The organism is Nocardioides sp. L-11A, from assembly GCA_029961745.1.
Taxonomy (GTDB): Bacteria; Actinomycetota; Actinomycetes; order Propionibacteriales; family Nocardioidaceae; genus Nocardioides.
In genome coordinates, this window is sequence record CP124680.1 from 439138 (window position 1) to 463327 (window position 24190).

Sequence of the window (24190 nt, forward strand, 5' to 3'; positions counted from 1 at the left end):
ACCACCGCGCCATGCCGAGCGTCGAGCGCGTCGTCTTCGTCCCCCGTCCCGTCGAGAAGGTCTGGGACTACCTGACCGACTTCACCACCACTGAGGAATGGGACCCGCCGACCGTCACCACGGTGCGCACCAGCGGCGACGGCGGCGTCGGTACGACATACCGCAACGTCTCCACCTTCCTCGGGCACGAGACCGAGGTGGACTACGAGGTCGTCGTCTGCGTCCCCCATGAACTGTTCGAACTCACCGGCTCGGGGTCCGGTGTCGACCTCCACGACACCCTGCGGTTCGCCGAGGACGACGGGCTCACCACGGTGACCTACCGGTCGGAGATCAACCCGCACGGCATGGCCAGGCTCGCCTCCCCGTTGGTGAAGGGCGGCCTGGAGCTGCTCGCCACGAAGGTCGCCGAACGGCTCGAGGAGCGGCTGCTCCTCCTCTGAGGTCGCGGGCACCCCGTCGGCCGGGCTGTTGGGAGGAGTACTTCCGGGAAGGGCGAAATTTCGCCGCGGTATCTCTCGCCAAAGCGCCCTCCGAGGGGACAGGATGTGGCCCGGCGCACATCTGCGCCTCCACTCTCGGAAGGGGTTCACCCATGCCTCAGCTCAACCGGCGGCTCCGTGCCGCCAGCGTCGCGGTCGCGGTCGCGGCCGGCCTCACCCTGGCCGGCCTGTCCGCGACCGGATCCGGCGCCCTCGCCGCGCCGGGCGACGTCGCGGCCGACGTCCCGTCGTCCACCCCGGTGCCGATCAGCACGCCCGACGGGGTCGTCTCGGCCTACCTGCTCAACGCACGGAAGGCGAACCCCGGCCAGACCCGCCTGGTCGAGCGCGCCGTCGTCCGGGCCGGTGGTGTCGTCGTCCAGACCTGGCCGCAGATCGGCGTCGTGGTCGCCCACAGCGACCGCGCGGCCTTCCGCGCCGAGGTGAGGGCGTACGCCGGCAACGCGCTCGAGTCGGTCGGCGCGACCCGCTCCGTCCCCGTCAGCGAGGGCACGCCCGACGGCGTCCAGGCGCCCTGGGGGCCGGGCCGCGGCCAGGACCGCACGGCCGCGCCCCGGACGGAGGGCGACGTCGGGTCCGAGACCACGCTCGCCGTCGTCCCCGACCCGCGCGAGGCGGAGCAGTGGGACATGCGGATGATCAAGGCCGACCAGGCCCATGCGATCACCGACGGCTCCCGGGACGTCGTGGTCGGCGTGCTCGACTCCGGTATCGACCCCGACCACCCGGACCTCGCCGCGAACATCGACGTCGCCGCCTCGGTCAACTGCAGCGACGCCGGCCGCCCCGACACCTCGCCGACCGGCTGGTACCCGACCACCAGCGACCACGGCACGCACGTCGCCGGCACCATCGGCGCGGCCCGCAACGGCACCGGCATCGTCGGCGTCGCGCCGGGCGTGCGGATGGCCTCGGTCAAGGTCGTCAACGACGCCGGCTTCATCTATCCCGAGTACGCCGTGTGCGGGTTCGTCTGGGCCGGCAGCCACGGCATGGACGTCACCAACAACAGCTACTACGTCGACCCGTTCGAGTTCTACTGCGAGGACCAGCCCGACCAGTACGCCGCCAAGGAGGCGGTGCGCCGCGCGGTCGCCTGGTCCACCGGTGAGGGCGTCGCGCACGTCGCGGCGGCCGGCAACTCGGCGTACGACCTGGCGAACAAGACGGTCGACAACGGCAGCCCCGACGATGCCGAGGTCCCGGTCCAGCGCACGATCAACAACGGCTGCCACGACATCCCGACCGAGCTGCCCGGCGTCGTGACGGTGTCCTCGCTGCAGCGGTTCCCGGCGGACACGATGGAGAACCGGCTCTCCGGCTTCAGCAACCGCGGCCTGGGCGTCATCGACGTCGCCGCCCCCGGCTCGGCGATCCTGTCGACCATCGTGAACAACAACGGCTACGGCCTCAAGAACGGCACCTCGATGGCCTCGCCGCACGTGGCCGGCGTGCTGGCCCTCATGAAGTCGGTGCACCCCGGTTGGACGCCCGCGCAGCTGGTCGCCCGGCTGCGTGCCCAGGCCGACGACCACCCCTGCGGTACGACGACGGCCGGTGCGCCGTGCGTCGGCACCGATGCCGAGAACAGCTACTACGGCGACGGCGTGGTCGACGCCCTCGACGCCGTGAGCTGACCCGGGACCGGGGACCCGGGTCGACCGGTGGCCGCCTGCGGGCGGTCACCGGTCACTTGGCAGACTCGATGCGTGACCACGACCAGCGTGCCGCCGGGCGAGGAGTCCGCCGAGGACCCGTCCGCGTTCGACCGGTCGCTGGTCCCGTTCCTGATGAACTACAAGTTCGGCCTCGACGAGATCCTCACCAAGATCAACATCCTGCGCGAGGAGCTGGCCTTCCGCGGCACCGGGAACCCGATCGAGCACGTGAGCTCGCGGCTCAAGTCGCCGGAGAGCCTGCGGGTCAAGGCGACGCGGATCGGCTGCCCGCTCGACCTGGACGCGATCGGCGAGCAGATCCTCGACATCGCCGGTGTCCGGATCGTCTGCAGCTTCATCGCCGACGCGTACCAGGTGCTCGACATGCTGACCACGCAGCCCGATGTCACCGTGCGCGCCATCAAGGACTACGTCGCGAACCCCAAGCCCAACGGCTACCGCAGCCTGCACGCCATCGTCGAGATCCCGGTGTTCCTCTCCGAGACCGCCCGCACCGTGCCGGTCGAGCTGCAGATCCGCACCGTCGCGATGGACTTCTGGGCCAGCGTCGAGCACAAGATCTACTACAAGTACGACAAGGACGTCCCCGGCGAGCTGGTCGAGGAGCTGTCCGCCGCCGCCCGGGTCGCCCACGACCTCGACACCCGGATGGCCGAGCTGCACCGGATCGTGCACGGCTGACCCCCACCCGGGGAGCCGCCGCCTAGGCTCGACCGGGTGAGCCACGAGTTCGTCGTCATCGCCGGCGCGGGCCTCGGCATCAGCATCGCGGCGGCGGCCTTCGCGCGGCGTACCGGCGTCGCGGCGCCGCTGCTCCTCGTCGCCCTCGGCATCGCCGCGAGCCTGGTCCCCGGTACGCCGATCCTGGAGGTCGACCCCGAGCTGATCCTCGCCGGGGTGCTGCCGCCGCTGCTGTACGCGTCGGCCGTCCAGCTGCCCGTGCTGGACCTGCGCCGCAACCTCTCGCTCATCACCTGGCTGTCGGTCGTGATGGTGATCGTGTCGGCCCTGTGCATCGGGCTGGTCGTCCATGCGGTGTTCCCCACGATCCCGCTGGCGCTCGGCATCGCGCTGGGCGCGGTGGTCAGCCCGACGGATGCCGTCGCCGCGACCGCGGTGGGGCGCCGGATCGGACTGCCGCCGCGGCTGATGACGGTGCTCGAGGGGGAGAGCCTGGTCAACGACGCGTCCGCACTGGTGGTGCTGCGGACGGCGATCGCCGTGGTCGGCACCAGCAGCGCCTTCAGCATCGGCGGCACGGTGGGCGGCTTCGCCTGGGCGGTGGTCGGCGCCGGCCTGGTCGGCTGGCTGGTGGCATGGGCGACGGTCGTGGTGCGCCAGCGTCTCGACGACCCGGTGCTCAACACCACGATCTCGTTCATCACCCCTTTCCTGGCCTATGTGCCGGCCGAGGAGGTGCACGCCTCCGGGGTGCTGGCCGTGGTCGTGGCCGGCCTGGTCACCGGGGCGACGGGCGCGAAGCGGTTCAGCGCCCGGGACCGGCAGACCCAGACCACGACCTGGGCGACGATCAACTTCATCCTCGAGAGCGGGGTCTTCCTCGCTCTCGGCTACCAGCTGCCCGCCCTCGTCGACGACGCCCGCGTGGAGACGAGTGCGGGTCAGGTCGTCGGCATGGTGAGCCTGGTCCTCGCTCTGCTGGTCGCGCTCCGCTTCGCGGGCCTGGCCTGGCCGGCGCTGGTCGGCCGGTACGGGCCCGGCGACCGCCGCGCCCGGGCCCGGGAGCGGCTGGACCAGATCGAGCAGCATGTCTCCACCTGGGAGCCGAAGGACGACCGGGAGGAGAACCGGCTGCGGTGGGCCCGTCGGCGGATCGCGCGCGCCAGCGCCGACGTGGCCTTCGAGGAGAGGGAGCCGATCACCGCGCGCGGCTATCTCGTCCTGGCCTGGGCGGGCATGCGCGGTGTCGTCACGCTGGCCGCGGCGCAGACGATCCCCAGCGAGACCCCGCACCGCAACACCGTCGTCCTGGTCGCCTGCCTGGTCGCGATGGTGTCGCTGGCCCTGTTCGGGCTGACCCTCCCGGCACTGATCCGCCGGATGCGGTTCCCGACCGACGACCCCGCCGACCGGCGCGACGACGTGCTCACCCTGATGCGCCAGATCGGCGAGGACGCGACGGACGCCCTCGGCCCGCTCGACGAGCAGCGCATCGACGGCGAGCCGCTCGACCCCGAGGTGGTGGAGGTGCTCAAGGAGCGCTTCCTACCGATGCTCCTGGCGGGGGTACGCCGCGGCGTGGCGAGCCGGCCCGGGCAGCGGGAGCAGGTGTTCATCATCCAGCGCCGCTACGTCGACGCGCTGCGCGACGGGCTGCTGCGGGAGCGCTCGGTCGGCGCGTTCAGCACCGAGACCTACAAGCAGGTGGAGGCGATCCTCGACCGCGAGGAGCAGCGGCTCGGCTCGGCGACCGGGTGACATCCGGGGTGACAACCGCCGCGGCGCTCCCGCGACGGGCGCGGCCGTGCTCACAATCCCTCCCATGCACACCAGGCTCCCGGTCGTCCGGCGCACCACGGAGTTCGACGCGCTCGTCGAGCACCGGCTGGCGCGCCTGCGTCGGGAGATCGACGAGGCCCGTGACCGGTTGGCGGACGAGCCCGAGATCGAGATCCTGACCCATCTGTGCGGTGTCCTCGCCGGTCTGGGCGAGAGCCTGTCGCGGCAGGCCGGTGCCCGGTGAGGGCGGTGCGTGGCCTGCTGGCGACCGCCCTGCTCGGACTCGCGGTGCTCCTCGTGCCGGACGCCGCACACGCCGGTCCCTACGCGCCGGCGGTCCCCGCGCAGTGCCGGGTCGCCGTACCCGCGACGGTCGCGGGCGACCGGGTGGTCGTCCGGGTCCGGGTGAGCGCGCCCGGTTCCCTGTCGACCGCCGGCACGGTCGCCGTCGAGGTCCGGGCGAGGGGCACGCGCCGCACGCTGTGGCGGAGCACGGGGCGTCACACCGGCGAGGAGCTCGTCCTGGAGGGGCCGCGCCTGCCCCACGGCCGGTACGTCGCCCGGGCGCGGTTCACGCCCGACGCCGCCGATGTCCTCGGCTGCAGCGACCGGGCCGACGTCGCGGTCGGTGCCCCCGGCGCCCGGGCGGAGGGCGGCGGTGCGCTGCCGGACACCGGTGGCCCGCACCTGGTGGTGGTCCTCGCCGGACTCGGCTTGCTGGTCACCGGCAGCGGCATCGCGACCCGGCACCGCCGGGGTTCACCCGGCTGAACCCTCGCGGAGGGTCGCGGTTCACCCGGCTGAACGCCGGCTCGCCGCGGGGTGAGATGTCGGGGGAGATCGGGGTTGATGCCGTATCCCCCGGAGCGCCGGGTCGGTAACCGTGGTGCCGGGCCGCTCCACCCTCCCCTCGGGACGTGTGCCGTGGCCTGCCGTCCTGCACCGACTCGGAAAGGTCCCCCCACCTTGAGGAAACTCCTCCCCGGTCTCTCGCTGGCGCTCGTCGCCGGCGCGGCGGCCGTCGTACCCACGGTCGCGCTGGCTCCGCCGGCCGCCGCCGCGCCCGGTGACCCGGGCGTCCCCTCCGATCCCGTCGTGATCTTCCACGAGGACTTCGAGAACGACATGGCCGACGGCGAGGTCGTGCGGCTCGCCGACTACGTCGGCGCGAACGGCGAGACCTACTCCGCCGAGGGCGCATGGGCCAACCCCGCCCAGCAGAACGGCTTCGTCCTCGACGGCACGTCGAGCGACGCCGATCAGCAGGCCGTCGGCAACACCGGCAGCTACGCCCAGCTGCGGAACCTCGCCACGACGATCGGCTCCGTCAACGCCTCGGTCCCGCCGGAGTCGAACCACGCGGCGGCCGCCTTCACAGGAGGAGGTGACCCCGGCCCGAACCTGGTCGAGTTCCGCACCGACCAGCCGATCGCCTACAACGCGACCAACCGCTTCCTCACCTTCTCCGCCAACACCTCGGTGATCAACTGCCACGCGGCGCACCCGTTGCTGCGGTTCTACCTGGACAACGGCGTCACCGAGATCCCGGTCGGGGCGAGCGCTCTCGACCCGTGCCCGAACGGCGCCCGCACGGTGACCTCCGACGGCATCCTGTTCAGCGGCACCGAGCTGGGCATCGTGCTCCGCAACGAGCAGGGCAGCGCCTCCGGCAACGACCACGCCTACGACGACATCGTCGTCAGCGACGCGACGCCGCAGCTGGACAAGGCGTTCTCGCCGACGAGCGTGCCGGCCGGGTTCCCGAGCACGCTGACCTTCACCGTGACCAACACCTCGGAGCTGGCGGCGAAGGAGGGCTGGTCGTTCACCGACAACCTGCCGGCCGGCATGGAGATCGCGCCGACTCCGCGGTTCACCACGGACTGCGCCAACGGCGCGATCACGTCCGGCGGTGCGAGTGGTGACACCAGCATCGCCGTCGAGGGCGATCTCTCGACCAACCAGGTCTCCTGCACCCTCTCGGTCGACGTCGTCACCCCGGGTGCCGCCGTCGGTGCGACGTTCGCGAACGGTCCCGCCAATATCGCCGACCTGAGCGGTCTCAACCCGCCGGGCCCGAGCACGCTGACCGTCGGTCCGCGTGGCCTGCCGGAGATCGCCTGCGACCCGGCTGACGCCCGCGCGACCCAGCGGTGGTGGTACTTCGGCAACGGTGCCGGCCTCGACTTCGGCGCGTCCGGTACCGCGGCCCCGTCGGTGACTCCGGCCACCGGGGTCAACGCGGTCGAGGGCACCACGGTCGTCACGGACTCGTCGGGCCAGCTGCTGTTCTGGTCCGACGGCGTCAAGGTGCTCAACAAGTTCCACCAGGTGATGCCGAACGGCGCCGGCCTGACCGGCAACTCGTCGGCGACGCAGACCGTCGCGGCCTTCCCGTCGACCAGCGATCCCGGCACCTACTTCGTGGTCGCCACCACCGGCGCCTCCGAGGTCGGTGGCACGGGCCACCTGAGCTACTCGGTGGTCGACATGGCGCTCGACGGCGGCCTGGGCGACGTCACGGCGGTCAAGAACGTGGACCTCGCTCCGGCCAACGGTGCGTCGGAGCAGCTGACCGCGATCCCGAACGCCACCGGCGACGGGTTCTGGGTCGTGACCGCGCAGGCATCCTCGCCGAACGTCCGTGCCTACCTGTTCGACGGTGACGGTCCGGCCGACCCCGACGGCGCCGGGCCCCTCGCCGCGGGCGAGTCGGTGATCAGCGTCATGCCGACGCCGAACTACAACCAGTACGGCACGCTCAACCTGAGCCCCGACCTGTCCACGGTCCTGCTCACGACCGGCAACGCCGCAGGTGCCTCGCGGATCCGGCTGATGGACTTCGACGCTGCCACGGGGCAGTTCGCACAGCGCTACGAGTGGTCCACCCCGACCGGGCTGGGCGGCAACATGTACTCGGCCGACTTCTCCCCCGCGGGTGACTACGTCTACGCCACGCGGATCTTCGGCGGGGCCCACCTGTTCCGCTACCGGATCGACGGTGCCGCAGACGGTGCGGCGGTGAAGGCGAGCGAGTACGACTTCGGCCAGTACCACTCGAACGGTGGACAGGTGAAGCGCGGCCCCGACGGCCGCATGTACGTCGTCAACCGGGGCGCCGCGGTGCTCGGCGTGATCGAGAGTCCCGACGCGACGGACCCGGCCGACGCCGGCTTCGACGCGGCTGGTGTCGCGCTCGCCGGAGGCACGATCAACGGTTGGGGTCTTCCCCAGATGGTCACCGGTTGCCCGAGCACGCCGCGCCTGGAGCTCAGCAAGACCGCGGCGCTGACCACCGACGCCGGCACCATCGGCCAGGCCGATGCCGGTGACGTGATCACCTACACGATCACGGTGACCAACACCGGCGACGTCCCGGTCACCGACGTCACGGTGACCGACCCGCTGGCAGGACTCTCGCCGGTCACCCCGGCCAACGTCCCGACGCTCGCGCCCGACGACGACGCCGTCTTCACCGCGACGTACACGGTCACCCAGGCCGATGTCGACAACGGCGGCCAGATCGTCAACGCCGCGACCGCCGAGGGAACCGATCCGGACGGTGAGCCCGTGGTCTCGCCGCCGGGACCGGGAACCTCGGTGACGACCGACATCGCGCCCGCCGATCCGGACGTGCAGGTCGTGAAGTCGACGGCGATCACCACCGACGAGGTGCCGCTGGGCAAGGCCGACGACGGCGACGTCATCACCTACACCTTCACCGCGACCAACCACGGCAAGGCCACCGCCTTCGACGTGTCGGTCGAGGACCCGCTCCCGGGGCTCGGCACCATCAGCCCGGCCTCCGTGCCCTCGCTGGCACCGGGCGCGTCGACGGACTTCACCGCGACGTACACCGTCACGGCGGCCGACGTGAAGGCCGGGAAGATCGAGAACACCGCGTCCGTCGAGTCGACCGGCCCGACCCGCGGAGGCGTCACACCGCCGCCGGTCACGTCGTCGTCCAACACGGTGAACACCGCGACCGGTCCGCTCGGTGCCCCGTCGATCCTGACCAGCGCCGAGAAGAAGGTCGCGCTGAAGGTGGGCAAGAACGGCCAGCCCAAGCCGGTCGCGCTGCACGACGCGGTCACCGTCACGGGTCTGGTCCCCGGCGGCGGCACCCAGGGCACGGCCCAGCTGTACGGTCCGGTGGCCGCCCCCTCCGACGCGATGTGCACGCCGGAGAACCTGGTGGGCACGGTCGCCTTCACCCCGGTCAACGGCACCGTCGACACCCCGTCGGTGAAGGTGTCCGAGCCGGGCTACTACACCTGGGTCGTCTCCACGGGCGCGGACCGCCGCAACCTCGCGGCCACCCACGCCTGCGGCCTGCCGTCGGAGACCACGCTGGTGCACCGGGCCGACTACGGCAAGGTGCGGATCGAGACCGGGTACGCCGGCACCGACACCTCGGTGCAGGGCCGCAAGGTCCGCCCGAGCAAGGTGTCGATCAAGGCGCTCGGGATGAAGGCCAAGCTCGACACCGTCGGCCTGCGCAAGGGCTCGATGGTCATCCCGGGCAAGGTCGCCAAGGGCGGCTGGCTGGGGCAGTCGGCCCTGCCGGGCGACCTGGTCGGCTCGACCGTGATCGCCGGGCACGTCTCGGACCGCTCGGACCGACCGGGCGCCTTCGGCAAGCTGCGCAAGGCCAAGAAGGGTCAGGTCGTGACCGTGCGGGCGAGCGACGGCACCGTGCAGAAGTACCGGATCGACCGCGTCTACACCCAGCCGCGGAAGAAGGGCTTCTCCGGTGCGGAGGTCTCCACCACCGGTGAGCACCAGCTCACGCTGGTGACCTGCACCGGCAAGGTGAGCTACGCCAACGGCCGCTTCCACTACACGAAGAACCTCGTGGTGGTCGCGACCCCGATCGGATGATCCTCCGATGAGCACGGGGCACCGGGGTGCCGGCAGCGATGCCGCCGGCCACCCCGGTGCCCCTCCGGCCGTCCCGCTGCGGCACGATGCGGGCAGGGCGGCTTCCCCCCGAGCCGCCACCCCTGTCCCCCCGAGGTGCTGACCGTGCGTGCCGGTGCGATCCTCCGACCCCGCCTGCTCGACCTGCTGGAGGTCGACCCGGCGCCGGTCACCGTGCTGCAGGCGCCGTCCGGCTACGGCAAGACCACGCTCGTCCGGCAGTGGGCGGCGGGCCCACGTCCGCCCGAGGAGCGGCTGGTCTGGGTGGCGCTCAGCGCGGAGGTGGAGTCCGACCGCGCCTTCTGGACCGCCGTCATCGCCGCGGGCCGTCGCCTCGGGCACCTGTCCGCCGAACGGGCCGTCGTCGTCGCGGACGACGTCGACGCGCAGGCGGACCCGGTCCCCGTCCTCCGCGACCTCCTCGTCGGCGGGCGGCCCGTGACCGTGATCGTGGACGCCTACGAGCACCTGCGCGACGCCACCGCACAGGTCGACGGCGACATCCTGCGCCTGACCGCCGAGCTGCCCCAGCTGCGTTTCGTCCTCACCACGCGGGCGGGGACGAGCCTGGCCGACCCGGTGCACCAGGTGCGCGACGCGGTCCGGCTGATCGGCGAGCAGGACCTCGGCTTCACCTCCGAGGAGACCACCCAGCTGTTCGCCGAGGATCTGCCCCGTGAGCTGGCGGCGGTCGCCGGGGACGTCCACCACGACACCCGCGGCTATCCGCTCGCGATCCGCGCGGCGGGCCTCGCCCTGCGATCGCGACCGCAGCCGCCGACGCGCGGCTCGGCCGAGTGGCGCGCGATCGTCGCGCAGGACCTGAGCTCGCAGATGCACGACCCGGCACTGTCCGCCTTCGTCCGTGACACCGCCGCGGCGCCGTACTTCGACCTCGAGCTGGCCCAGGCGCTCACCGGCCTCGAGGACGCCGCCCCGGTCGTGGAGCAGCTGGAGTGGAGCGGGTTCGGGCGGTGGGTGCCCTATCTCGCCGACCGTCCCGTCTTCCAGTACGTCGACTCGCTGCGCGAGGCCGTCCGCGGCGACCTGCGGGTCAACGACTCCGACCGATACCGCCGCAGCGCGGGCATCGCGGCCACCTGGCTGCACGACAACGACGAGCACGAGCAGGCGCTGGAGCTGGCCGTGGATGCCGGTCGGTACGAGCTGGCCGGGCGGATCTTCCGCAGCGTGCTGCTCAGTGCGCCGGAGAGCTACACGACCGACCACCTCGACCTCCAGCTGAGCCGGATCCCCCGGGCGGCGCTGGCCCAGCACCCGTCGCTGGCCTTCGCCCGTGGGCTGGCCCTGCTGAGCAACCCGGCCACCCGGGGTGCGGCCGTCGAGTACCTCGTCCGCACGGCCGAGCAGACCCCGGCCGACTGGCGCTCGCTCGACCGGCCGTCGGCGTTCTTCCAGCGGGTCGCGAAGTCCGCCTGCCTGCGCTACGTCGGTCGCTTCCTCGAAGCCGGCCCGGCGGCACAGGCGGCCCTCGACTTCTACGACGACATCGACATCGGCGACGACGGCCGGCTCGTCGAGCTCCGGGCGATCGGCCTGCGCCAGCTGGGCTACTCCTTCTTCCAGGTGGGCGAGCTGGAGCGCGCACATGAGGTGGTCGCCCGCGCGATCACCACCGCCACCCGCCCCTGGTCGCGCAACTACACCGTCGTCTACGGCGTCGGGCTCTCTGCCATCGACGGCCGGTCCCGCGAGGCGGCCCACACGGCGCGCCTGGTCGACCCGCGCGCCTGGCCCCGCGACCACGCACACACCTTCGTCAACGCGCTGGGCCGGATCGGCAACGCGATGCTGCGCCTCGACGAGTTCGACTTCGCCGGCGCCCTCGCCGAGTACGACGACTGTGAGTCCTTCGTCCACACCGCCGAGTTCTGGCCGTTCCTCACCTGGACCCTGCTCCAGGCGCGGCTCGGGCTGGGGGAGTCCGGCCCCGAGGCCCAGCGGATCGCCGATGCCCTGCAGACCTGGCCCGCTCCGCCCGGCGTCGGCGAGAACTTCGGCACCACCGCCCTGCACGGCCTGCTCGCGATCGCCTGGCTCTCCGAGGGCCGCACCCGCGAGGCGGCCGAGCTGCTGCGCCGCCCGACCCGCTGGTCCGGCCAGGTCGCGCCCGCGCAGGTGCTGAGCCGGCTCACCGGCGGCGATGCGGCCGGCGCGCTGCACGTCGTACCTCGTCTGGAGTCGCTCCCCGGCCACAGCATCCGGTCCCGCGCCGGTCTCGCCACGCTCGGCGCCGCCGCCGCCCTGCGGTCCGGTCATCCCGACGCCGCCGGGGCGCTGCTCGACCGCGCCGCGTCGCTGCACGCCGAGCACGGGGTCAGGGCCCATCTGCTGCACGTCCCGGCCAAGGATCTCGAGGCGCTGCGCGACCTCGCCCGCCACACCGGACGGGCCGCGGCGACCAGCTATCTCGACGTCGACGTGATCGGCACCATCGACCCGGGGGTCGCGGTCAGCCCGCTGACCGCCCAGGAGCTCGCGGTGCTGCGCGCGTCGATCGACCATCCCCGGCGCAGCGACCTCGCCGCCGCGCTGCACCTGTCCCCGGAGACGGTGAAGTCGCACATGCGCAGCATCTACCGCAAGTGGGGGGTCAACACCCGTGAGGGCGCCCTGGAGCGCGGGATCCGGCTGGGCCTGCTCGGCGACGACGGCGCCGGGTGAACTGTTGGGTGAGATGACCTCGCCCGGGATGGCGGGCCACCGGACGAACACCGCAGAATCGGGTCCGGGCCTCCGGAAGGGGCCCATCCCCCCAGTGCGCGGCCCGGGCGAGATTCTCCCGGGCCGCGTCGGTTGTCGGGTCCGGGGCGGCATGATGGCCGCATGCGTGCCGTCGTGTGCCACCAGTCCGAGCTCACCGTCGAGGACCTGCCCGACCTGACGCCCCAGCAGGGTCAGGTCCTCATCGACGTGGAGCGGTGCGGGATCTGCGGATCGGACCTGCACGCCCGGGTGCACTGCGACGAGACCGCCGCCGACGCGGCGGAGCTCGGCTACGACCACTTCATGCGCTCTGCTGACCGGGTCGTGATGGGCCACGAGTTCGTCGGCACCGTCGCCGACTACGGCCCGCGCACCCGCAAGGCGTTCCCGATCGGCACCCGGGTCGTCGCGCTGCCGGTGCTGCGCGCCGGCGGGTCAACCCATCTCACGGGGCTCAGCCCGTTGGCCTCGGGCGGGTACGCCGAGCAGGTGCTCGCCGTCCCGTCGATGACCCTGCGCGTCCCCGACGGCCTCGATGCCGACGCCGCCGCGCTCACCGAGCCGATGGCGGTCGCCCTGCATGCCGTACGCCGCGGCGAGGTGGGGGCGCGCGACACCGCGGTGGTGATCGGGTGCGGCCCGATCGGGCTCGCGGTGATCGCCATGCTCAAGGCCACCGGGGTCCGCCACGTGATCGCCAGCGACCTCTCCGCGGGCCGACGGGCCCTGGCCGAGCGGATGGGCGCCGACGTCGTCGTCGATCCGGCCACGGACTCGCCGTGGGCGTCCTTCGCCTCGTCGAAGCGCTATCTCACCGAGGCGATCGCACTGGCCGACCTCGGCATCGACGCGATGGACAGGCTGCGCGCCGTACCCCTCCTGCCGTGGGCGCATCTCATGCGCGCGGCCGAGAAGGCCGGCGCCACCCCGCGCGGACCGGTCGTCTTCGAGTGCGTCGGCATCCCCGGCATGATCGAGCACGTCGTCGCCCATGCGCCGCTGCTCTCGCGCGTGGTGGTCGTCGGCGTGTGCATGGGGCAGGACTCCTTCCGCCCGTCGATGGCGATCAACAAGGAGATCGATCTGCGCTTCGCCTTCGCCTACGACCCCAGCGAGTTCCACCAGACGCTGCAGTGGATCGCCTCCGGCAAGGTCGACGTCCGCCCCCTCGTCACGGGTGTCGTCGCGCTGGACGGCGTGGCCGGGGCGTTCGAGGACCTCGGCGACCCCGAGCGGCACGCGAAGATCCTGGTCCACCCCGCTCGTTGAGTTGCCCCATCCTCGTTGTTGAGTTGCCGCTTTCTCGCCGTTGAGTTGCCGATCTCAACGGTGAGGATGGGGAAAGTCAACGGTGGGCGAGGGCGCGGCCGGCGGCGCGGCCGGAGAAGATGCAGCCGCCGAGGAAGGTGCCCTCCAGTGCGTTGTAGCCGTGCACCCCGCCGCCGCCGAAGCCGGCCACCTCACCGGCGGCGTACAGGCCCGGGAAGGGCGAGCCGTCGGGGCGGACGACCTGGCTGTCGAGGTTGGTCTCGATGCCGCCGAGGGTCTTGCGGGACAAGATGTTGAGGCGGACGGCGATCAGCGGGCCATGGGCCGGGTCGAGGAGCTTGTGGGGCTTGGCGACGCGCATGATCTTGCCGGTGCGGTCCTTGCGGCCGTTGTGGATCGCCATCACCTGTGCGTCCTTGCAGTAGGCGTTGTCGATCTGCCGGTCGCGGTCCTCGATCTGCTTGCGCAGCACCTCGACGTCGAGGACCCTGCCGCCGCGGGCGATCCGGTTCATCCCGACGACCAACTCGTCGAGGGACGATGCGACGACGAAGTCCGAGCCATGCTCCTTGAACGCCTCGACCGGACTGGTGGCACCCTTGCCGAGCCGCTCCTTGAGCATCATCTTGACGTCCTTGCCGGTCCAGTCCGGGTTCTGCTCCGAGCCGGAGAGCGCGAACTCCTTCTCGATGATCGACTGGGTCAGCACGAACCACGAGTAGTCGGCGCCGGTGGCGAGGATCTGCTTCATCGAGCCGATCGAGTCGGCACCCGGCACGCCGGACATCCCGGTCAGCCGGTGGCCGTCGGCGTCGAACCACATCGACGAGGGGCCCGGGAGGATCCGGATGGCGTGGTCGGGCCAGACCGGGTCCCAGTTGTGGATGCCCTCGACGTAGGCCCACATCCGGTCCTTGTTGACCAGGTTGGCGCCGGCGGCCTCGGTGATGGCGAGCATCCGGCCGTCGACGTGGGCGGGTACGCCGGCGATCATGTGCTCCGGCGCGGGCCCGACCCGGTCAGTGGGCCAGTTGGCCCGCATCAGCTCGAAGTTGTGACCGATTCCGCCGGACGTGACGACCACGGCCGGGGCGCGCAGGGAGAACGTGGAGACGACCTCGCGGGACGACCTCTCGCCGCGGGCCAGGTCGGACGGCTCGAGCACCGAGCCGCGCACGCCGACGCAGGCGCCGTCCTCGACGATCAGGTCGTCGACCCGGTGCCGGAAGGCGAACCGCACCAGGCCGGCAGCCTCGGCGGCCTCGACCGGCTCGAGGAAGACCCGGACCACCTCGGGGCCGGTACCCCAGGTGAGGTGGAAGCGCGGCACCGAGTTTCCGTGGCCGCTGGCGGAGCCGTCGCCGCGCTCAGCCCAGCCGACGAAGGTGAGTGACCTGAGCCCGAGTTCGCGCAGGTAGGCGCGCTTCTCGCCGGCGGCGAAGTCGACGTACGCCCTCGCCCAGCGGCTGCCCCAGTGGTCCTCGCCCCGCTCAGGGCCCGCGTCGTCCGGGTCCGAGCCGATCCGGTCGAATGCCGCCGAGCCCTGCCAGTCCTGCCAGGCCAGGTCGGCCGAATCCTTGATCCCCATCCGGCGCTGCTCGGGGGAGTCGACGAAGAACAGCCCGCCCAGCGACCAGTGCGCCTGGCCGCCGAGGTTGGCCCGGTTCTCCTGGTCCAGCACCAGCACCCGCTTGCCCGCCCGGGTCGCCTCGTAGGTCGCCACCAGCCCCGCCAGCCCCGCGCCCACCACGATCGCGTCCGGCTCGAATCCCTGCTCCACGCTGCCCGCACTCACGCGGGGGAGCCTGCCATACCGGCGGTCGCGGCCCTTGTAACTAAGGGTTACCGCTCGAAAAGGGGCGCAACAACACCCGGGTAGTAGCAACAGCGCCCGGGTAGTCGCGAAGGCCCCGCTGCGCGCCAGCGCGGGAGTGGCCCACGCCACACTTCCTTGCCACTGGCAAGGAACCGGTTCTAGTTTCCGGGGGTGCCCGCTCAGCGCGACCAGGTCGCCCGCTACGCCCGCTTCGTAGTACGACGGGCCGGGTGGGTCGTCCTCGCCTGGCTGGCCGTGACCGCGGTGATGAACGTGGCCGTCCCGCAGCTCGAGGAGATCGCCGGCCGCGACTCCTCGCCGATGGTGCCGAAGGACGCGCCGTCCATGCGGGCCGTCGAGCTGATGAACGAGGAGTTCAGCAGCGGCGACAGCGAGAGCTTCATCGTGGTCGCGATGGAGCGCACCTCGGGCCTGACCCGGGCGGACCGCGGCTACGCCGAGCTGCTCGTGACCGAGCTGGCGAAGGACAGCGAGGACGTCGCGTTCGTGCAGGACGTGCGGGACCCCGCACTGCGCAAGGCGCTGACCAGCGAGGATCGCCAGGCGCGTTACCTGCTGGTCGGCATCACCGGCGCGACGGGAGCGCCGTCGTCGCTGCGACAGGTGGCCGCCGTCCGCGAGATCGCCTCGGAGTACGCTCCCGCCGGGCTGACCGTCGAGGTCACCGGGCCGACCGCGACGGTGGTCGACCTCGCCACCGAGACCGAGCACAGTGTCCTGCGGATCACCATCGTCACCATCGGCCTGATCGCGCTGATCCTGTTCCTGATCTACCGGTCCCTCGCCATCCCCGCGCTGATCCTGACCGTCGTCGGCCTCGGCCTCGGGCTCGGCCGCGCGGTGGTGGCGTGGTGTGGCCTGCAGGATCTCTTCGCGGTCTCGACCTTCAGTGGGTCCTTCCTGACGGCCATCGTCCTCGGCGCCGGCACGGACTACGCCGTCTTCCTCGTCGCGCGCTACCACGAGCAGCGTCGCCTCGGCATCGAGCCGACCCGAGCGGCCGCGGTCGCCGCGACCCGGGTCGGCTCGGTGATCGCGGGCTCGGCCGTGACGGTCGTCCTCGCGACCCTCGCGATGGCCCTCGCCGACCTCGGCTTCTTCAACACCACGGGGCCGGCGGTCGCGGTCAGTATCGCTGTCAACCTGCTGGTCAGCCTGACCCTGACCCCGGCGCTCCTCGCGCTGGCGGGCCGCCGCGGGTGGGCCGAGCCCCGCGACTCGCGCGCCGCCGGCGTGTGGCAGCGGGTGGCGGACCTCGTCGCCGAGCACCCGGTGCGGATGCTCACCGCGTCCCTCGTGCCGCTGGCTCTGCTGGCGGCCCTGTTCCCCCTCGCCGACCTGTCGTACGACGTGCGCGACCCGCTCCCGGACGGCGCGGAGAGCAACCGGGGATATGCCCTGCTCGCGCGGCACTTCCCGGTCAACGAGGTGCTGCCGGACTACGTGCTGGTGCGCGCCGACCACGACCTGCGCACCAGCAAGGACCTGGCCGTCCTCGAACGCGCCGCGGCCGCGGCCGCCCAGCACGACGGTGTCGAGTTGGTCCGCGGCGTGACCCGCCCGCTCGGCGTACCGATCGCGGAGGCGTCGGTCGCCCACCAGGCCGGCCTGGTGGGCGATGAGCTCGGCCGGGCCCAGGGCGAGGTCGCCGAGGGGGCGAGCGGCGCGGAGCGGCTGGCCGACGGTGCCGGTCAGCTCGACGCCGGTGCCGGGGAGCTGGCCGACGGCGCGGGCCGGGCGGTCGAGGGGGCCGACCGGATCGCCTCCTCGACCGGCCGGCTGACCAAGGGGATGACCACGCTGCTCGACGGCGCGGGCGCGGCGATCACCGGCAGCGGGGACCTGCGTGCCGGCGCGAGCGGCCTCGCCGACGGCCTGGAGGCCGCCGCGGGACAGGTGCAGCTCGCGGTCGACGGTCTCGCGCTGGTCCACGACGCCCTCGCCACCAAGAGCCTCACCTGCGGCCTGGACCCGGCCTGCCGGCAGGCCCGCACCGGGCTGAAGATGATCTGGGAGGCCGAGCGCGACCAGCTGCTGCCCGGCCTGCAGCAGGCCGCTGCGGGTGCCCGCGCGCTCGCGGACGGCACCGGCGACCTGCAGACGGGACTACAGCAGCTCCGGGCCGGGCTGGCGAAGGCGCGTCACGGCAGCCGGCAGGTCGCCGACGGCCAGCGGGAGTTCGCCGACCGCCTCGGCGACCTGTCGGCCGGTGCCGAGGAGCTCGCCGAGGGCGTGGGACGGCTGCGCGGAGGGACGCAGGAGGTCGCCGCCTCACTGCCCGCCCTGGAGGACGGGCTCGAGGCGGCGGCACGGCACCTGCGCGAGACCCGCTCCGCCGCCGACGACCCGATCAGCGGCGGCTTCTACCTGCCGCCGACCGCGCTGCAGGACGAGGACTTCGCCGCCGCCATGCGGCTCTACCTCTCCCCGGACGGTCGCACCGCGCGCTTCGCCGTCCTCGGTGCGACCGACGCCTTCGGCCCGGAGGCGTCCGAGCGGGTCGAGGAGATCCGCACCATCGTCGAGACCTCGTTCAACGGCACCCGCCTCGACGACGCCGAGATCGTCACCACCGGCATGGCGAGCACGAACGCCGACCTGCGGCGCTACTCCGTGTCCGACCTGGAGGTGATCGCCGGGTTCGCGCTGGTGGCGGTCTTCCTCGTGTTGCTCCTGCTACTGCGCAGCCTGGTCGCGGCCTTCGCCCTCATGGCCACGGTCGTGCTGTCGTACGGCGCCGCGATCGGCCTCTCGGTGCTCGTGTGGCAGTACGGCCTCGGCATCCAGCTGGACTGGACCGTCGCCGCGGTCGCCTTCGTCGTCCTCGTCGCGGTCGGTGCCGACTACAACCTGCTGCTGACCAAGCGGATGCACGAGGAGGCTCCGGACGGCTCGGCTTCCGGGATCGCCCGTGCGACCGCGGTCACCGGGGGCGTCATCACCTCGGCGGGCGTGATCTTCGCGGTGTCGATGATGGCCCTGCTGGCCGGGCGGGTCACCACCATCGGCCAGGTCGGCTTCACCATCGCGGTCGGGCTGCTGCTCGACACCTTCGTGGTCCGCTCGCTGCTGGTACCGGCGCTGGCCACCGTGCTCGGCCGCCGGCTGTGGTGGCCGCAACGCCCGGCGGAGCACGCGGCGCGGGATGGGGCAGGATCGTCGGCATGAGGAACGCCGACCTGCGTCAGCGGCTGCTCCGGGCGGCTGAGCAGGAGATCGCGTCCTGCGGGCTCGCCAAGGCCAGTCTGCGCGCGATCGCCCGCCGGGTCGGGGTCTCGCACCAGGCGACGGCGCACCACTTCGACGACCGGGCCGGGCTGTTCACGGCGCTCGCCGTCGAGGGCTTCGACCTGCTGCTCGACCGCACCCGCGCGGCCGTGGCCGACCTGCCGGCCGAGGGCGGCCAGCAGGTGGTCGCCTCCGCGGTCGCGTACGTCGAGTTCGCCGCCTCCCGGCCGACCATGTTCGACGTGATGTTCCGGCCCGAGCTGCTGCACGCCGACGACCCGCGGCTCGGGGCTGCCCGGCTCGAGCACCGGGTGCTGATGCGCGAGCTGGTCGGCACCGCCCAGGCCACCGGCTGGGCCGCGTCGGTGCCGACCGAGGAGCTGGCCACCGTGGGCTGGGCAGCCGTGCACGGGCTCGCGGTGCTCCAGCGCGACGCCCAGCTGACCGCCGTACCGTCCGGGGAGGTGGACCCGGCGCGGTTGGTCGCGCAGGTGGGCCGGGCGCTCGACGCGCTGGGGTGATGTAACTAAGTGTTACAGAATCTCGACTACCCGGGTGCTGTGGCTACTACCCGGGCGTTGTTGCACCGGAATTCGTGGGGTAACCCTTAGTTACAAGCGCTGCGCCGCCAACCGGGTCGGGGCGGCCCGGCCCCGCAGCACCGCCTCGCCGTGGTCGACCCAGTGGGCGGCCTCGGTGGCGGCGGCGGCGGCGACGGAGTCCCCGGACGCGAGCACCCGGCCGGGGACGTCCTTGGCGAGGTCGGTGAGGCGGGCGGCGGAGTTCACGGCATCGCCGATGACGGTGTACTCGAAACGCTGCTCGTGGCCGACATTGCCGGCGACGACCTGGCCGGTGGCGACGCCGATGCCGGCCGCGACCTCGGGCACCTCGACGACCAGCCGTGCGGCGATCGCGCGGGCCGCGGCGAGGGCGGCGGTGGCGTGGTCGGCCAGCTCGACGGGGGCGCCGAAGATCGCCAGCACCGCGTCGCCGATGAACTTGTTGACCAGGCCGTGCTGCCGGTCGACCTCGTCGACGACCACTCCGAAGAACCTGTTGAGGACGGCGACGACCTCGGCCGGCCCGTGCTGGGTGGCGTACGTCGTGGAGCCGACCAGGTCGACGAAGAGGACCGAGCAGACCCGGGTCTCGCCGCCGAGCTCGATCTCGCCCGCGCCGAGCGCGGCCGCCGCGGCCGCGACCTCCTGGCCGACGTGGCGGCCGAACAGGTCGCGGATCTGCTCGCGCTCGCGCAGGCCGTGGACCATCGAGTTGAAGCCGCTCTGCAGCTGGCCGAGCTCGGTGCCGTCGTAGACGACGACGTCGGCGTCGAGCCGGCCGTGCTCGACCTCCTGCATCGCGTCGCGCACCGACAGCAGCGGCGCGACCACGGAACGGGCGTTGAGGTCGGTGAGCAGGAATCCGAAGACCAGGACGATCCCGCACACGATGATGGTCACGACGGCGAGCTGGGCGAGCGTCGCGTCCGACCCGGCGGGCGTGAGCGCGAGGATCGCGGCGATGAGCAGGCCGACGATCGGGGCGCCGGTGCCGAGGGTCCAGAAGATCGCCATCCGCGGCCCGACGCCGACGCCGCGCACCCGCTGGGTCACCTTGACGTCGGCGAGTGCGCGGGCCGCGATGGGGCGCAGCGTGAACTCGGTGAGCAGGTACGCGATGCCGGACACGACCACGGCGCCGATCCCGACGGTCAGGCCGGTGCCCACGGCCCGCGCGGGCTGCAGCAGCGCGGTCAGGACGGTGAACAGGATCGTCCCCACGATCCAGATGAAGAACTGGGCCGACGTCAGCGACAGCGGCACGCGCAGGGCCCGGGCGCGCTGCGCGTGGACGGGGTCGACCTCGGGCTGGGTCGCCCACCGCAGCGCCCGCAGCGACGACGTCGTGCCCCAGATCGCACCGATGATCGCGGCGAGGACGACATAGGTCGGGATCGCGATGGCGAGCGCCACCACCATCGCCCGGTTGGGCGAGGGCGAGGGGATGGCCCAGGTGTTGATGACGAACACCACGAGCGCGCCGACCAGGTTGGTCGTCACCAGCATCACGGTCAGCAGCACCTGGATCCGGATCCGCAGCTGGCGCGGCCCCTGGTCGCGCGGGCCCAGGATCCGGGACCCGAACGGGCCGCGCCGCAGGGAGCGGGACCGACGTGGCATGGGCCGAAGCGTAGTGCCGCTTGTCGTCCTCTGATTGGATCGGCGGCATGAGCGCCGCCGAGATCACCGAGGCCTACGCCGCCTTCCACGAGAAGGTCGCCGGCTTCGTCGCGACCGGCGACTGGTCCGGGTACGCCGACCTGTTCACCCCCGATGCCGTCTATGTCGAGCACGCGATGGGCACCTTCACCGGCCGCGACGAGATCCGGGACTGGGCGGTGCGCACCATGACGGCGTACCCCGGCCGGATGATGCCGGGCTTCCCGATCTCCTGGCAGGTCGTCGACGCCGATCAGGGTCGACTGGTCTGCGAGGTGCTCAACCCGATGCCCGATCCCGGCGACGGCACGATGCTGAGCGAGCCCAACATCACGATCATGACGTACGCCGGCGATGGGCTCTTCTCGCGCGAGGAGGACGTCTACAACCCGCTCCGCTTCCACGCGATGGCGCAGCGGTGGGCGCGGATCGCGGCCGATCACGGCAACGCGGACGCGGACGTGCTGACCTGGCTCGACAAGTTCGGCGGCGGCCGGTGACCGGCGCGGCGAAGCGGGTCCTGCTCGAGGTCCTCGGCTGGGTCCTGCTGCTCGCCGGCATCGCGGCCCTGGTGCTGCCCGGTCCCGGGCTGCTGCTGATGGCGGCCGGGCTGGCGGTGCTGTCGCAGCAGTACACCTGGGCCGAGCGGCTCCTCGACCCCGTGATGCTGCGGGCGCTGCGCGCTGCGGCCGAGGGCGTGGAGACCTGGCCACGGGTGATCATGTCCACCGTCGGCGCGCTCGCCATCGGCGCCTTCGGCATCACCTGGCTGGTCGACCCGGACACGCCGGACTGGTGGCCGATCGCGGAGCGCTGGTGGCTCCCGGGCGGCGTCTGGACGGGGATCACCCTGCTGCTGTCCTGCGCCATCGCGCTGGCCCTGATCGTCTACTCGTTCCGCCGCTTCCACGGCAAGCCGGAGGCCGTGGCGGCGCTGGAGAGCAAGATCGACGAGGCCGACGAGGAGGCCCACGAGCAGCGCGAGCGGATGCGCGACCGGGCCGAGGAGCGCCGGCACCGCGACGACGAGCGGTAGCGCTCCTCGACAGCCGAACGGGGTGGCACCGGTCGGTGCCACCCCGTCCCGCCGGGTGCAGGTCCCCGGCGTCGATCAGCGGTCGATCAGCGGACCTTCGCCCTGACGGTCACACTCGCGGCGTCGAGCGCCGCCGAACCGCTGTATCCGACCTGGAGCTTGACCTTGCCGCGCGGCAGGCCCTTCTTCAGTACGACGGTCGCCCGGCCGTCGCGCAGGACGGCCTGACCGACGACCTTCTTCCCCCGTCGGACCACCACGGTGCCGTCGGCGAGGACCGGGGCGGTGACCGCGACCTTGACCTTCACCTTGCCGCGGGCCTTCGGCTTGGCCTTGGCGCTGACCTGCGCCGCTGCCCGCGCGACGGGAGCGGTGCCGGCGCTCTGCAGGGTGAGCGGCTCGAACTGCGGTCGCTGCACGGTCAGCCGCACGCCGATCGAGCGTCCGGCGTCCGCGGCTCCTGGACGGTACGTCGACGCGGTGGCGCCGGCGATCGGCTGGCCGTCGCGCAGCCACTGGTAGGTCAGCTGGTCGCCCGCCGCCCGCTGCGGCAGCAGGGTCTCGACCAGGACCTCGGTCACGCCGGGCGCGACGGCGGTGAGGACACCGCCGACCTTCGCCTCACCGGTGATCCGGGCGGGGCCGTCGGCCTCGAGTGACTTCGCGATGGTGAGTGGGCTCGACGTGGCCGGGACGCCGTCGTGGTGCTCGAGGACGGGGATCGACGCGTAGTGGATCGCGCTCCCCGCATCCTGGGGTCGCACGGTGTAGGTCGCGTCGTCGAAGCCGGTGAGCTCGGAGCCGTCGCGGTACCAGCGGTGCTCGACCGTCGTCGGCTCCGGAGCGAAGGTCGCCGGCGTCGCCGTCAGCGTCTCGCCCACCCGGGGCGCGCCGGAGATCGTGGGCGGCTGCTGGACGGTGAAGGTGCCCCTCCGGACGTGGTAGGTCAGGTTCGCCTGCCGCGCGTTGCCCACCGGGTCGGTGGTCGTGACGACGAGGGTGCGCGTGCCGGGGGTGGCGGTGTTCAGCGGCGTGCCCGGGGCGACGCTCCCGTTGCAGGTCGACACACCGGAGTGGCCGTCCCAGCAGCTGAAGCCGCTGAGGACCCGCTGGCCCAGTGCGTACTCGGCGCCGTGCGCCAGGTGGGGCGCGAACGTGATGGTCGGCGCCACCCGGTCGATGCCGACCCAGATCGTCGCGTCGGCGCGGTTGCCGTTGTTGTCGGTGGCGACGATGTCGATCTGGGTCGAGCCCTCGTTGCTGACCGGGATGCTGCCGCGGTGACCCTCGAACATCTCCTCGTGCTCGGTGGCGCCGGTCATCGTGTAGCTGACCTGCCCGACCCCGGAGCTGGCGCCGCCGCCGGTGCCCTGGTCGACGACGAGGACCGGCACGGTGCGCGGTCCGGGGAACCAGCCGTCGACGCCGCCCGTCGGGTAGTCGATGTTGATCGTCGGCGGTGTCCGGTCGATCGCGCCGGGCCCCGGGCCCGGATCGCCCGGATCCTCGGGGTCCATCGGCTGGGCTGCCGCGGGACTGGCGACGAGCAGTGCGGCGGCGGTCAGCGCGCCGAGGATGCGGGACCTTCTCATGACAGTTCCTCCTGGGTGATGCGGCTGCGGCTCAGCGAGAGCCAGGCGCCGACGAGTACGAAGCCGGGCAGGGCGATGAAGGGCAGGCCCGGTACGCCGGTCGCGGCGACCGCGCCGAACGCGAGCAGGCAGACCAGGCCGGCCAGGACGGCGGGACCTCGGGTGACCAGGCCCTCGCGCAGGCCCATCCAGGCGATGCCGCCGAGCGCGACGGCGAGCGGCAGGGCGGCGATGAACGGGCTGAAGTCGTTCATCACGTAGTAGGTGTAGAGGCCGGCGTCGTCGTACGTGCCCTCCTCGACGGCGCCGTGCAGGTAGTTGCCGAGCGCGCCCTTCCAGCCGTAGGCCAGGGTCAGCGTGCCGGCCGCGGCGACGGCACCGAAGGACACGACGGACGCGCCGACCGACCAGTCGTAGCGCTGGCTGACCCGGCGCCGCCAGACGGCCGCGAAGACCAGGAGCGCAGCCACGCAGAGGAAGCCGCCGAAGCCGCCGATGCGGAAGGGCAGGTGCTCGAGCTCGGGCATGTCCGCCACGGAGACGGTGTAGTCCGAGGACCGCTGCTCCCCGGCGGGACGCTGGTCGGTGAACAGGGTGCCGACCATGCCGAGCAGGCCGGCGGCGCTCATCCACAGCGGCCAGGCATGGAAGCGGGAGGAGTCCACGGGCACGGGGGCCTCCCGTGGATCGGTGGCGAGTGACATGGAGATCCGGCTC

The 24190-nt window shown here is 72.6% G+C and carries 17 protein-coding genes; 13 read left to right on the forward strand and 4 right to left on the reverse strand.

Annotated elements, in window-relative coordinates:
* The first annotated feature begins 11 nt into the window (after positions 1–11).
* The 9 genes from QJ852_02040 (at position 12) to QJ852_02080 (ending at position 13558) form a co-directional block, all read left to right on the forward strand.
* Positions 12–443 (forward strand): SRPBCC family protein, encoded by a 432-nt coding sequence (locus tag QJ852_02040; protein ID WGX97224.1) that lies wholly within the window; start codon positions 12–14, stop codon positions 441–443.
* A 152-nt stretch (positions 444–595) separates the two neighbouring features.
* Positions 596–2140 (forward strand): S8 family serine peptidase, encoded by a 1545-nt coding sequence (locus tag QJ852_02045; GenBank protein WGX97225.1) that lies wholly within the window; start codon positions 596–598, stop codon positions 2138–2140.
* 72 nt (positions 2141–2212) lie between these two features.
* Positions 2213–2863, forward strand: coding sequence for a GTP pyrophosphokinase family protein (locus tag QJ852_02050; protein WGX97226.1), 651 nt, complete (start codon positions 2213–2215; stop codon positions 2861–2863).
* Positions 2864–2899: 36 nt separating this feature from the next.
* Positions 2900–4621, forward strand: coding sequence for a sodium:proton antiporter (locus QJ852_02055; GenBank protein WGX97227.1), 1722 nt, complete (start codon positions 2900–2902; stop codon positions 4619–4621).
* Between the two features lie 64 nt (positions 4622–4685).
* A complete protein-coding gene (locus QJ852_02060; protein WGX97228.1) occupies positions 4686–4886 on the forward strand; it encodes a hypothetical protein in 201 nt (66 codons plus the stop codon).
* Complete coding sequence (locus QJ852_02065) at positions 4883–5413, forward strand: hypothetical protein (GenBank protein ID WGX97229.1); 531 nt, start codon at positions 4883–4885, stop codon at positions 5411–5413. Before QJ852_02060 ends, QJ852_02065 begins: the two co-directional genes overlap by 4 nt.
* Positions 5414–5608: 195 nt before the next feature.
* The gene (locus QJ852_02070; protein ID WGX97230.1) at positions 5609–9523 is read left to right on the forward strand and encodes a sortase; all 3915 of its coding nucleotides are present in this window, start codon (positions 5609–5611) and stop codon (positions 9521–9523) included.
* A gap of 144 nt (positions 9524–9667) precedes the next feature.
* Positions 9668–12247 carry a LuxR C-terminal-related transcriptional regulator gene (locus QJ852_02075; protein ID WGX97231.1) on the forward strand — a complete coding sequence of 860 codons (2580 nt, stop codon included), beginning with the start codon at positions 9668–9670 and terminating at the stop codon, positions 12245–12247.
* 162 nt (positions 12248–12409) lie between these two features.
* On the forward strand, positions 12410–13558 hold the full coding sequence (locus QJ852_02080; protein ID WGX97232.1) for a zinc-binding dehydrogenase: 1149 nt from the start codon (positions 12410–12412) through the stop codon (positions 13556–13558).
* Between the two features lie 76 nt (positions 13559–13634).
* Here QJ852_02080 and QJ852_02085 read toward each other — a convergent pair whose 3' ends face one another.
* Positions 13635–15353, reverse strand: a complete 1719-nt coding sequence (locus QJ852_02085) for an FAD-binding dehydrogenase (protein WGX97233.1) — start codon at positions 15351–15353, stop codon at positions 13635–13637.
* A 192-nt stretch (positions 15354–15545) separates the two neighbouring features.
* On the opposite strand from QJ852_02085, the gene QJ852_02090 reads away from it, so the two are divergent.
* Together QJ852_02090 and QJ852_02095 are read left to right on the forward strand one after the other, a co-directional pair.
* On the forward strand, positions 15546–18563 hold the full coding sequence (locus QJ852_02090) for an MMPL family transporter (GenBank protein ID WGX97234.1): 3018 nt from the start codon (positions 15546–15548) through the stop codon (positions 18561–18563).
* Positions 18560–19144 carry a TetR/AcrR family transcriptional regulator gene (locus QJ852_02095; protein ID WGX97235.1) on the forward strand — a complete coding sequence of 195 codons (585 nt, stop codon included), beginning with the start codon at positions 18560–18562 and terminating at the stop codon, positions 19142–19144. Before QJ852_02090 ends, QJ852_02095 begins: the two co-directional genes overlap by 4 nt.
* A gap of 90 nt (positions 19145–19234) precedes the next feature.
* On the opposite strand, the gene QJ852_02100 is transcribed toward QJ852_02095, so the two are convergent.
* Complete coding sequence (locus QJ852_02100; GenBank protein ID WGX97236.1) at positions 19235–20806, reverse strand: adenylate/guanylate cyclase domain-containing protein; 1572 nt, start codon at positions 20804–20806, stop codon at positions 19235–19237.
* Positions 20807–20853: 47 nt separating this feature from the next.
* Here QJ852_02100 and QJ852_02105 point away from each other — a divergent pair, with 47 nt between their 5' ends.
* Both QJ852_02105 and QJ852_02110 read left to right on the forward strand, forming a co-directional pair.
* The gene (locus QJ852_02105) at positions 20854–21345 is read left to right on the forward strand and encodes a nuclear transport factor 2 family protein (protein WGX97237.1); all 492 of its coding nucleotides are present in this window, start codon (positions 20854–20856) and stop codon (positions 21343–21345) included.
* Positions 21342–21881, forward strand: a complete 540-nt coding sequence (locus tag QJ852_02110) for a PGPGW domain-containing protein (GenBank protein WGX97238.1) — start codon at positions 21342–21344, stop codon at positions 21879–21881. Before QJ852_02105 ends, QJ852_02110 begins: the two co-directional genes overlap by 4 nt.
* Before the next feature lie 86 nt (positions 21882–21967).
* Here the strand turns inward: QJ852_02110 and QJ852_02115 are convergent, their stop codons facing one another.
* Both QJ852_02115 and QJ852_02120 read right to left on the reverse strand, forming a co-directional pair.
* Positions 21968–23473 carry a hypothetical protein gene (locus tag QJ852_02115; protein WGX97239.1) on the reverse strand — a complete coding sequence of 502 codons (1506 nt, stop codon included), beginning with the start codon at positions 23471–23473 and terminating at the stop codon, positions 21968–21970.
* Entirely contained in the window at positions 23470–24177 is a 708-nt protein-coding gene (locus QJ852_02120) for a hypothetical protein (GenBank protein ID WGX97240.1), read from the reverse strand. Before QJ852_02120 ends, QJ852_02115 begins: the two co-directional genes overlap by 4 nt.
* Positions 24178–24190 lie beyond the last annotated feature (13 nt).